We start from the raw sequence: 12401 nt of genomic DNA on the forward strand, positions 1-12401 counted from the left end.
AGATGACTAAAATTTATCTCAACTTAGGCATTGATTTTGGAACTAGCTTCACCAAGGTTTGCGTTCGGGATACAGACCGCGATCGCTCCTGGGTTGTTACATTCAGCAATGGCAAACCAGCGCTTACGCAAGCACTGCTACCAACAAAGCTGGGTATATCAAGTGAAGGAAAAATATTGGCTGGTCTAACTCCATTAGAGTGGAGCAAGCATTTAGAGGGAAGTTATACCTCTATTGATTTTATCAAGATGCGATTAGCCAATCTTTATATCCATCAAGAGTTAGAAGGATGGCAGTTTGAATACCTATCGGCGCTTAAGATATCAGGACTCGATTTGGAAGACCCCGATACAATTGAAAACCTGTGTGCCTACTATCTTAGTAGTGTAATTTCCAAGGCAAAGGCTTGGGTTCTGGATAACAATGCAGATTTAGTGAAGAATCAGCAAATTGAATGGAGTGCAAATATAGGGGTTCCCGTTAAGTACTGTGATTCCAAGGCAATCGATGGATTTGGGAAAGTTTTATCTCTAGCTTGGTTGCTCAGTGAGTCTCACCCTGAATCTACAACGGTTAATGAGTTGAAGCAGCAACTTAAGTTACTCAGGCTAGAAATTCGCGATCGCGATGATATTCCCTGTTACGCGATCGCAGAAGTGGCAGCAGCGATTCATTCTTACACAGCCTCGCGGCAAGCAACAGAAGGAGTTTATGTCTTCTTCGATGTAGGAAGCGGAACGCTTGAAGGTGCATCTTTTCGTTTCTGGCGGAAAGATGAGATGCCAAGGGTTGATTTTTACTCAGGAGAAGTAGAACCTTTGGGGGTCAATGCCTTAACTAAATGTGTAGCTAACGGTTCTCAAGAAGAAGAAATAGAAATTGAAGATTGTATAACTCGCGATTGCGAATCACTTTGTCAAGCTATCGAGTCTTTATCAACACGCTTAGCTAAGATTAATCCAATCCGGAGCGGTGAGTATATTGCCAATAAACTAAAACTTTCAAACGAAGCCACTGAAAATGCTCTCAAACAAACCCAGTTGAGCCAGGAGCGCAGATTACTTCACCTAATTTTGGGACAACGGTTAATTCATCGGCAAGTAGCAAAAGTGGTAATGATTACCAAGGAAAAAAATCCTAACTATTATAGTGAATCTAGTACATTGCCGATTTTTATTGCAGGCGGTGGTGGAATCGTCAAATTCTATCGAGACACCATTGAGTCTACTTACCTAGCCTTTGGGCATCAGTATGCAGGTGTACCTGCTTATGCTGTGAAAGAGCTTCCACCTCCATTAGGTGATTTTTCCCTAAGTGGCATTCAACCAAGCCACTTTCATCGCTTTGCTGTTGCTTATGGCTTATCAATCCCGGAAGCTGAAGCTCCCGAAGTGCAACTTCCGCGCCTGTTTCCGATTCTGCTAAAGCAAGAGGTGAGGGCATACAGTCATGTAAGACCCGGAGAAGGAAGGCAGGCAATCGACTCGGAATATTTTGAATGTGAACTTGTTGGTTAAGGAATCAGGATGTACCCCACGCCTAACATCTTGAAGACTGAAAGAGTGAAACGAGCATCAACCATCAACTGAAGTTATTTTGATTCAAACTACAGCCATCCCTCATGACAGCTTGGACAGCTTCCCCCACTCAAACCTTCCTTAACGAACTGCTGAACCTACCTCGAAAAGTCAGCAAACTCGTGCCTAAAAAAATTGCCCTTCTAGAAAAAGACCCCACCTCTGCCAAAGGCGACGCCAAAAAGCTCAAAGACTACGATAACGTCTACCGCGTCCGCATTAACGACTATCGACTGTTCTACACCTTCGGTCAAGGCTGGATTAAACTCCTCAGTATCCGCAAACGAGACGAACGCACCTACACCCTAGAACTACCAGAATTTGAAACCCCGGAAACCTCACCGAATGCCGCTATTCTCCAACCTCAAACAGCAACAGTTGGAGTGTCGAGTAGCGGATATCAGGTGTCAGGAAAAACCGAATCAGAGACAACAACCTCCCAACCCCAAGTCGCAAATCCAAAATCTACACTCCCCAACAGTGGCATCACCACAGCCCTACCCTACAAACTCACAAAAGACCTACTACAAAAATGGCAAATCCCTTCCGAATACTGGACAGACTTGCTGAACGTCTCTAACTCCGAAGCCATCCTTGAACTCGATATTTCTCATAAATATATCAATCGAATTCTCGATAACCTCTACCCCCGTCCTCTTGAAGACATTGAAACCCAACCCCAATATCTCCTCAAAGACCTCGAAGACCTAGACCGCTTTGTCGAAGGCACTCTTCCCGACTTCCTACTCAAACTCAACCCCGAACAAGAGAAACTCCTCAACTTTAGTGGCAGCGGTCCCATCTTAGTAAAAGGTGGTCCCGGTACAGGCAAATCCACTCTCGCCCTCTACCGAGTGCAAAAAATGCGAGACTTGGGTTACCAGTCCATTCTCTTCACCACCTATACCAACGCCCTTGTCACCTACTCGGAACAACTGCTCTCCCAACTGTTAGGAGAATCCCCTGCCCAAGCTGGGGTCAAAGTTGCCACCGTCGATTCCTTAATCTATCGCCGCTACGCCCAAACCTACGGCAAGCCCAAGTTTGCTGAATCCGACCGGTGTTTAGCTTACCTGGAAACAGCACTCCAAACCACCGAACTCCCTGCCAAAAATACCTTCGATCGCCAAGTGCGTCGGCAGGCTCTAGAACGCTTGGGGAGTGTTTACATCCTGCAAGAAATTTTGAGTGTCATTGAAGCCTGGGGAGTCTCCACTTTAGAAGAATACCAAGAACTGGCACGACGGGGACGCGGCTACCCCTTGAAAGCCAACATTCGGGAAGCACTTTGGGCAGTCTATCAAACCTGGGAGGGGTTGATGGCAAAAGAGGGCTGCATCACTTGGGAACAACTGCGACGCAAAGCGCTAGACGCGGCACTCCAATCCTCAGACAAACCTTACCAAGCCGTCATTATCGATGAAGCCCAAGACCTGTCTCCCGTTGCCCTGCGCTTCTTACTCGCCCTCACCCCAAACCTAGAAGGCATTTACCTGACTGCCGATGCCTCCCAATCTCTCTATCAACGAGGCTTCAGTTGGAAACAAATCCACACCGACCTGAAAGTAAGCGGGCGATCGCTCCTATTAAAGCGCAATTACCGCAACACTCAGCAAATTGCCGCTGCCTGCACCACTATTCTCCAGGATACAGAAGCGGGAGATACTGAGTGTCTGTACCAACAGCCCTCTCCCTACACGGGGAACTGGCCTACCCTACTCCTCGTCGATGACCCCGACCGAGAAGCACGAGCTATCAAAGACTTCTTAATCACTGCTGCCAAACAGTTTCGCTTACCCCTGCACGCCGGAGCGATTTTGTGTCCCCACCAACAGAGCGCTCGTCGCATCGCCAAACAGCTCGCTAACGTAGGATTAAAGGCTCAATTTGTCAGTGGCAAAACGATAGATATCAACAGTCCCCACATCAATGTCTTAACCCTCCACTCCGCCAAGGGGCTGGAATTCCCCTTTGTTGTGGTTATGGGCTTACAGGAAGGAAGTTTACCCCAACTCGAACCTGACCTCCCCTCTGAAGAAGTGTCAACCGTCTTGTCGGAGCAGCGGCGTCTGTTTTATGTGGGTTGCTCCCGTGCCATGCGATCGCTAATGGTTTGTGGCTCTCCCTCCCATCCCTCCCAATTTCTGAATTCTCTCACCGAACCCTACTGGCAAAAGCAGGCAATCTAATGAAACCCACCTTCAAGCTTAAAGATTTAGTTCAGCAAGGAGAAGCTGCGATCGCGGCGATTAGTCCAGTTTTAGGACAAGGCTTAGCCCATATTGACTGTAGCGAAGTCGAAACCCTCACCCCAGAACAATTCACCGCCTTATTTTCCGGCATTCCTGAAACATGGGACTTTGTAGAACTCGCAGAGAAAGAAGTCTTTTTAGTTGAAACCCTCACCGAGAGCTTTGCCGAACAGCTCAGCCAGTGGGTTAACCAACACCAAGGACGCCAACCCACCTCTCCCCCTGCTCCTCCTGCTCCCCCTGCTCCTCCTGTTCCCCCTGCTCCCCCTGCTCGCTCATCTCCTGTTCCCCTCCATCCGATCAAAGCTCTTGATCGCCTGATTGGAGAATATAAGCATTACCTGCTCACCGAATTTCGTGCTAAAGACCCCCAACTGAAAGCCGCTTTAGAGGAAGCCCTAGACCAGCCTTTATTTTTAGCGCAAGAACCTTTTTATCAAGCACATCGACCCTTTAAAACGGGTCAGCGCTGGCGGGACTTACCCATCGACTCCCAACTCGCCAGGGTGATGGAAGATCGATCGCGCAGTGAGTTTGCTTACTTGCACCAAAGTGAAGCGATCGCCCACTTATTAGGGGAAATTGCCTCGCCCCTAGTCGTCACCACCGGGACGGGGAGCGGTAAAACCGAGTCGTTCCTGCTGCCAGTCATCCAGAATGCCATTGAGGATGCCATCCAATTCAAGCAGTCCGGACTCACGGCAATTCTGGTTTATCCCATGAACGCCCTTGCCAACGACCAGCTACAGCGGATCGAATCTTACCTGGAATCGTCTGGATGGGCAGGTGCAGTCTCCGTTGCTCAATACGACCGAGGCACTAAACAGAAAGAACGGCAGGCTTTACGTCAAAATCCTCCTCACATCCTTCTTACCAACTATATGATGCTGGAGTACCTCTTGGTACGCCCAGCAGACCGAGAGGACATCTTTGCCAATCATCGCTGTCGCTTCCTAGTCCTCGATGAAGTTCACACCTATCGCGGTACTCTCGGTAGCAACATCGCCCTACTGATGCGACGAGTCAGAACGCACTTAGCCAATGCCAGACAAGACTGGTTGAGTAACGTTACCCCGGATAAACAAGCACGGCGCTATCCCGAACTCATCCCCATTGGCACCTCCGCCACGATCAAAAGTATCGCTGAAGGAGAATACAGCCGCGAAGAGAGAATTCAGCTCAGGGATAAAGCCGTGCAGGAATTCTTCAGCAAAATCTCAGGTGCTCCAGAATCTACCATTCGGGTACTGGGTGAAGAACTCGAAGATATTCAGATTCCAACAGAAGCTGCATATCCTTCCGAACCCGTGTCACAGACTAACATTGATGTAGCTAACCCAGAAGCCGTCAGGCAAACCCTCGGCGCTTTGGGGGGGCAACCCGCAGATACCCCATTTGAAACCGCAGCGCGTCATGCTCGCCTGCTATGGGATTTGAACCGTTGGCTGACTCGCTCTCCTTTGTCTATATCACAGATAGTAGAAAAAGTCAAAAGCGAAGTAAAAGAACGAACAAGCTTAAGCGACACTCAACTGCAAGACGAGGTAAAAACCGCCCTGCTTGTGGGTGCAGCCTTGCCAGAAGGCACGCCGGGAGCTTTACAACTCCGTGCCCATCGCCTGATTCGAGGCGGTTGGCAATTCCACCGCTGCGTTAACCCCGACTGCGGTAAGCTTTATCCAATGGGTGAAGAACGCTGTCAGTGTGGCTACAAAACCGCCCCGCTCTACCTCTGTCGCAACTGCGGTGCAGACTACCTACGCTTTGTGGGAGACGCCACATCTGCCCCCCTGCAACCCAGTGGCGTGCCAGGAGACGAACCCGAATGGATGCTTTACAATCCCAGTCGGTTCGAGACAAACATAGACGATGAAGACATCGACGAAACAGAAACCGATACGCCAAACCGCCGCCGTCAAGGTAGCCAGAAACAACCGAAACAGATGAAGAAACGACCCATCCTGCACGGGTCATTCGACATTTCCACCCTTTCCTTCAGTACTATCCCTACCGATTATCCTTGGCGCGTTACCCTAGCCCCCGCCCGCAACCGTTGTCTGTGTTGTGGTGGTACGGCAGGCAGCCGCAATGTCGTTACACCTGTAGCGTTGGGAACCTCAGCCGCCGTCAAGGTACTAAGTGAAGGGTTGGTCGAAGCTTTAGCTGAAGCCAACCAAGCTCAACCTGAATATGATGGCAAAGAACGGTTATTGGTTTTCAGTGACAGCCGCCAAGATGCGGCTCACCAAGCGAGATTTATCGTATTTGCCAGTCGCTACGACCGGATGCGGCGACGGGTTGTGCAACTCTTAAACGAACGGGGTGTTCTCTCCCTTCAACGAATTGTAGAGCTGTTGGGGGAAAACGCCGTGCGCGAACGGGATAATAAGTATGCGCCCGATGACACCAACACTTGGCTCACTGATGAAGCCCAAGCACGCATTCGCGCCTGGGAAGAAGCCCCACTGCTTGATGAAATTGCGGTGAATGCCGGGTATCGCGCCACTCTAATGAATCTGGGTTTAGTCCAAATTCAGTACCACCGCTTAGGTGAATACGTCCAAACTCAGGGGGCAACCATCGCCCGACAACTGGGTGTCTCGTCGGAGGAACTAGACTATATCTGCCGTTGCTTGCTCGATGAAATTCGCACCCGTGGTTGTCTGAATCGCGAACTGCTATGCTATCATCCCGCTTACCCCAGTTCTCCCAGCTATACGAGAGCCGCTGAGTGGGAACGACGAATCAAGCAACCCCAAGGGTATGCTCTCTCAAACGGACGCCCCATCGCTTACCTGGATCGTGCCAACGTACCCTATGGCATTAAACTGCACAACCCCTGGCGCAAACCTAAAGCGGGGGGGAGAGGTCCCAGTTTAGAGCGTATTTTGAAGCACCTGCTGTCTCGATGGGGCGGAACTGAGCCGACTGAGGAACACCTGGTAGAAGTTCTGGAGTGGCTGTTGAAAGGCAGTTTCTTAGTGGCGGCACAGTTGTATGGGCGTCGAGAGAAAACTAGCCTGTTGCAGGTCAATGCTGAGGTGGTACGTTTGAAATTAGCTGCCCCACAGGAGCGTTACCGCTGCGAGGTTTGTTCCACTCCCCTGTTAGGGGGGCGAGAAAAATTCCCCTGTCCTGAGTGTCACGGTAACTTGAAACATTGGGTAGAGTCCGATGTAATGGACAACCGAAACGTTCAGCGGATTCTTTCTCCCGAATTTATTCCCCTAGTCGCGGGGGAACATACCGCCCAAATTCCCCATGATGTCCGAGTTGACTTAGAAAACAAATTCAAAGCTAAGGCATCAGAGTCAAAAGTCAATTTATTAGCTTGTTCTCCCACATTAGAAATGGGTATTGATGTCGGGGGGTTGGATGCAGTGGTTCTACGTAACATCCCGCCGCGTCCGGATAATTACGCTCAGCGGGGAGGACGAGCTGGGCGTCGTACCCGCATCGGCTTAGTAGTAGGTTACGCTCGCAGTACGCCCCACGACCAGTATTTTTACGATAAACCTGAGGAAATGATTGCCGGGGAGGTGCCTGCACCCGCACTGGCTTTGGGCAACCGGGACGTGATTTTTCGGCACTTGAATGCGATCGCTTTTGGTGCGGCAGAACCGGGATTAGCTGGCAAAATGGTAGAGTACGTCTCCTCTCAAGGGGAAATTCAGCAAGAAGCCGTGGATGCCCTGATTGCTGGAGTAAGAGCGCAGTCTGAAAGAGCGCTCGTAATGGCGCGTGAAGCGTGGGAAGGCACAGTTTTGCCGGATGCCCAACTGGATGAAACCGCACTGCGATCGCATCTAGAAAGCTTGCCAGCGCGTATTCAAGACGTAATCAACCGAACAGCGCGGCAAGTCAAAGAACTGCGAAAAGCACTAGACATTTACTACCAAGACCTTCAAGGCGAACGAGCTGGCACCCGTGCGGGTCAACTGATTGCTCGCATTCTAGGCATCCAGACGGATAAACAACGCGCTCGCACCGAAGCAGATGACCGTTCTTCTGGTTATCCCTTACGGCGGTTTGCGGAATTTGGTATCCTTCCTGGCTATGAATTTCCCACCCTACCCGCAGCACTGCGACTGCTCGGCGATGAACGCGAGGAAGAGCCAATAAGCATAGCGCGTCGCTTGGGAATTGGTCAATTCCAACCGGATGCTCAAGTCTTTGCTCGTACCAAACGCTGGAAAGTCATCGGTTTGGATAACGCCTCCCTCTGGAATCCGAGAAGCGAAAGCGCTACTTGGCTATATCGCAACTGTCAAACGTGCCAGTTGCGATTCGATGCTTCAGAACCGTCCTGCCCCCGATGCGGCAACGAGCAACCCGGACAGGCATTACCTGCTGGTGAATTTGCAGGCTTTTTAGCGCGACGGGATGAAAGTCCAATTTTGGACGAAGAAGAACGCTACGCTACCCGCAATCTCGTTAAAACTCACCCGCAATGGAATGGACAGGTTGTGGGACGTTGGACAGTCGCGACAGCATGGGGACTACGATTGAGCCGGGATGAGGAAGTGCGCTGGATTAATGAAGGCTTGCCCCCCACAGAGAAAGATAATAAAGACACGGACATCCGCCCACTGCACAATGAAGCTAAAGGTTACCTGCTCTGTAGCGACTGCGGTCGGATACTAGAAAACCCCGATCTACTCCAGAGCGCGACTCAGGGACGGCGGAAAGCACGTAAATCCAATCAAGACGACCCCTTCGGTCATGCTGAAAACTGTCCTCAAATCGGGCAATCGCCAAAACCCTTGGCACTCGTCACGGCGGGCAAAGCAGAAGTTTTGCGGCTAATGTTACCTGTACCGAATTCTATTGAGAAACAAGAGTTGCAGTCTTGGGGGCTATCTCTGGGCTATGCACTCAAAGCAGGAATGCAACATCTCTATATGCTCGATAACTCAGAAATTGATTTTGAGTTTGAGGGTCCGTGGGCAGGTCGTACTGATGGCAAGCGTTACAGTTGGATATCTCTAACGTTTATCGACCCCAGCTTGGGGGGAAGTGGCTACCTGCGTCGCATTGCGACTGAGTTCGATACGGTAGCCAAACACGCGATCGCACATTTGGCTCATCCCGGATGTGAGACGGCTTGTTACCGTTGCCTCAAGTCATACCAGAATCAGCGCTACCACGAGCTGCTCAACTGGCCGCAAGTGATTCCAGCACTGAAAGAACTGTCGAAAACCCCACCCATCAGCCGTCGAGAACAACTTGGCGATATGGACGACCCTCGCCCTTGGTTAGAAGCTTATGAGACTGGTGTAGGTTCACCTCTAGAACTCAAGTTTCTGCGACTGTTCGAGCAGCACGGGTTCCATCCCCAAAAACAAGTGCCAGTTCCCCTCGACAACCCGATTTCTGTAGCGGATTTCGCCATGCCAGAACAGCATCTGGCAATTTATGTTGATGGCGCGGCATTTCACAAGGGTGGCAATCGACGACGCGATCGCGCCCTTCGAGACCGGCTCCGTAATGGTAATCCGCCCTGGCGAATTGTGGAACTTCAAGCAGCGGACTTAGTGCAAGGGTCTGCTTTGGTAGAGCATCTGAAAAGAGTTGCTACCAAAAAATAAAAGCTCAATCCAATACGGCAACAACCCATAGAAGTAAAATTCATCAAGTTGTAAGGAGTACATGAGCTTTAAAGGAGTCAACTTAGGGAGCGCATCCCTCGGAGTTTTTTAATGGCACAAAAAGCTTAGATTCTGTTAGCCTTTACCACGCCTTCGCAAAAAAGAGTGGAATAGATGTCGTGAATCCGCACATTTCCGACAGGGTGGCACCCTCTTACGCGATCACGTGAGCCTCTCCGAATAGTTGTAAACATAACGTGCGTTGTGTTTACAGTTTTTTTGTGGTGGGTGGAAAGTTGGGATGTGCGATCGCGTTGCGAGAAGAGCTAAATCGCAGATCGCATCCTCAATTCGTTAAACTTGGGCAATCAAGCACCGGGGTACAAAGCAGCACGGAAGGCGTTAGATGAATTCATCAGGGAAGCGTCTTATGACTGACGACTCATCAAATTTGGAGAGAGCGAAAGCCTGGATTGAATGCATTGTACTGGGAACTGCTTCAGCTAAGCAGTTGGCTGACTTCATAAGTAAAAATGCTTAAGTGACCCTAATAAACCTATTTATCTCCTAAATATGTCTTAATTAGACCCCAGTAGCTGATGCGTAAAAGACACGTTTAGACCCCAAATGTGACTCATTTAGGGCATGGACATAGAATCATGCCTACGTGATCTGGAAATGCGATCGCCACTCTAACCAATGAATTCTCAAGGGTTCCCGGTTTTGTTCCACCAAAGCCGCCTTAAGTGTAATGGAATTGAACACTCCTACTTACAAAAAGTAACCCACTATCACCCCTTCAACTTCTCAATCTCCTCCGGCGTGAAAGGATTTTTACCCGCCTTAAGAGTATTAATCAAGCCAAGCCGTTCTTTTTTCCCCTCATCCCAGCTAGTCCACTTTATATATGCCTGAAAATCCTCAATAGCTCCTTGCTTATTCCCCATCAGCGCCCTAGCAATCCCGCGACTATCGCGAAACTCTCCATTTTTTGGCGCTTGCGCCACAGCGTTTTCACAAGCTTGCATCACCTCAGCCGCCTGCCCGTGCAGACTACCGAACCGACAGAGGGTGTTCCAAGACTCAGCATAAAGTTTCCAGGTTGGCTTTAACTGTTGTGCCTCAGAGTAAGCAGCAAGCGCTTCCTTCACCTTACCCTCCTTGACCAGCTTCTCACCCTTCTCAACCAAACCACCTGCCGCCCACCATCCAACTTCTGCCTCCGTCGGAACCTGGATGCTGGGAGACAATTTCCGGGCGTCTTGGAACGTCCTCATCGCACCGTCGAAATCTCCTCGTTGCCCTATTGCTCGACCTTGATTTACTAGAAGATGAGCCTTCTGGGCTAGATTCCATGCTAAATTTTCACAAGTTTCGCTAGCCCCTTTCGCCACCTTAATCATTTCAGAGTCCTCGGCAAGCGTCGTTTTTGGATCGACCAACATAGGATGGTTGATCAACCGATTACACCCTACCTTCAGCCAATCGAGCCAATTGCCACCACGCCACAAGCGTATCGTGCTGTCAAGACTGCCACTGACGATGGTTTTGCCGTCCGGGCTAAATGCCACTGAGGTGACCCATCCCTCATGCCCTTTGAATGGTGAACTGAGGGGCTTGCCAGAGGTGTTCCACAGGCGTATCGTGCTGTCACTACTGCCACTGACGATGGTTTTGCCGTCCGGGCTAAATGCCACTGAGGTGACCCCATCCTCATGCCCTTTGAAGGGTAGACCGAGGGGATTGCCAGAAGTGTCCCACAGGCGTATCGTCTTGTCCCAACTGCCACTGACAATGGTTTTGCTGTCTGGGCTAAATGCCACTGAGGTGACCGAAGACTCGTGCCCTTTGAAGGGTAGACTGATGGGTTTGCCAGAAGTATTCCACAGGCGTATCGTCCTGTCAAGACTGCCACTGACGATGGTTTTGCCGTCCCGGCTAAATGCCACTGAGTAGACCGAAGACTTATGGCCTTTGGAGGGTAGACCGATGGGATTGCCAGAAGTGTCCCACAGGCGTATTGTGTAGTCCATACCGCCACTGACGATGGTTTTGCCGTCTGGGCTAATGGCGACTGAGTAGACCGCAGCCTCATGCCCTTTGAAGGGTAGACTGATGGGTTTGCCAGAAGTGTCCCACAGGCGTATCGTCTTGTCCTCACTGCCACTGACAATGGTTTTGCCATCTGGGCTAATGGCGACTGAGTTGACCCAATGCTCATGTCCTTGGAAGGGTAGACCGATGGGCTTGCCAGAAGTGTCCCACAGGCGTATCGTATTGTCCCAACTGCCACTGACGATGGTTTTGCCATCTGGGCTAATGGCGACTGAGGTGACCCCATCCTGATGCCCTTTGAAGGGTAGACTGATGGGTTTGCCAGAAGTGTCCCACAGGCGTATCGTATTGTCCCAACTGCCACTGACGATGGTTTTGCCATCTGGGCTAATGGCGACTGAGGTGACCAAATGCTCATGCCCTTTTAAGGGTAGACCGATGGGCTTGCCAGAAGTGTCCCACAGGCGTATCGTGCTGTTACTACTGCCACTGACGATGGTTTTGCCGTCCCGGCTAAATGCCACTGAGTAGACCGAATCCTCATGCCCTTTTAAGGGTAGACCGATGGGCTTGCCAGAAGTGTCCCACAGGCGTATCGTCTTGTCATTACTGCCACTGATAATAGTTTTGCCATCTGGGCTAATGGCGACTGAGGTGACCGAATCCTCATGCCCTTTTAAGGGTAGACTGATGGGCTTGCCAGAAGTGTCCCACAGGCGTATCGTCTTGTCATTACTGCCACTGATAATAGTTTTGCCATCTGGGCTAATGGCGACTGAGGTGACCGAATCCTCATGCCCCTTTAAGGGTAGACCGATGGGCTTGCCCGAAGTGTCCCACAGGCGTATCGTCTTGTCATTACTGCCACTGATAATAGTTTTGCCATCTGGGCTAATGGCGACTGAGGTGACCGAATCCTCATGCCCTTT

The 12401-nt window shown here is 50.5% G+C and carries 4 protein-coding genes; 3 read left to right on the plus strand and 1 reads right to left on the minus strand.

From position 1 onward, the window contains the following. Positions 1 to 2 precede the first annotated feature (2 nt). The 3 genes from NDI48_28945 to NDI48_28955 all read left to right on the plus strand — a co-directional run bounded on the left by NDI48_28945 (position 3) and on the right by NDI48_28955 (position 9417). Positions 3 to 1517: a hypothetical protein gene (locus NDI48_28945; GenBank protein MEP0835192.1), complete on the plus strand. Its 1515-nt coding sequence runs from the start codon at positions 3 to 5 to the stop codon at positions 1515 to 1517. A gap of 104 nt (positions 1518 to 1621) precedes the next feature. Continuing rightward, positions 1622 to 3766, plus strand: coding sequence for an AAA family ATPase (locus tag NDI48_28950; GenBank protein MEP0835193.1), 2145 nt, complete (start codon positions 1622 to 1624; stop codon positions 3764 to 3766). After that, the gene (locus tag NDI48_28955) at positions 3766 to 9417 is read left to right on the plus strand and encodes a DEAD/DEAH box helicase (protein ID MEP0835194.1); all 5652 of its coding nucleotides are present in this window, start codon (positions 3766 to 3768) and stop codon (positions 9415 to 9417) included. The genes NDI48_28950 and NDI48_28955 overlap by 1 nt, the downstream gene beginning before the upstream one ends. A 791-nt stretch (positions 9418 to 10208) precedes the next feature. Here NDI48_28955 and NDI48_28960 read toward each other — a convergent pair. After that, the coding region (locus tag NDI48_28960; GenBank protein MEP0835195.1) for a hypothetical protein at positions 10209 to 12401 on the minus strand (2193 nt) is incomplete at its 5' end.

Origin of the sequence: Microcoleus sp. AS-A8, assembly GCA_039962225.1 — a bacterium.
Lineage (GTDB): Bacteria > Cyanobacteriota > Cyanobacteriia > Cyanobacteriales > Coleofasciculaceae > Allocoleopsis.

Bases quoted from the DNA above. Each gene is read 5' to 3' on its own strand.
- NDI48_28945 (MEP0835192.1), top strand. From the start codon at position 3: ATGACTAAAATTTATCTCAACTTAGGCATTGATTTTGGAACTAGCTTC.
- NDI48_28950 (MEP0835193.1), top strand. From the start codon at position 1,622: ATGACAGCTTGGACAGCTTCCCCCACTCAAACCTTCCTTAACGAACTG.
- NDI48_28955 (MEP0835194.1), top strand. From the start codon at position 3,766: ATGAAACCCACCTTCAAGCTTAAAGATTTAGTTCAGCAAGGAGAAGCT.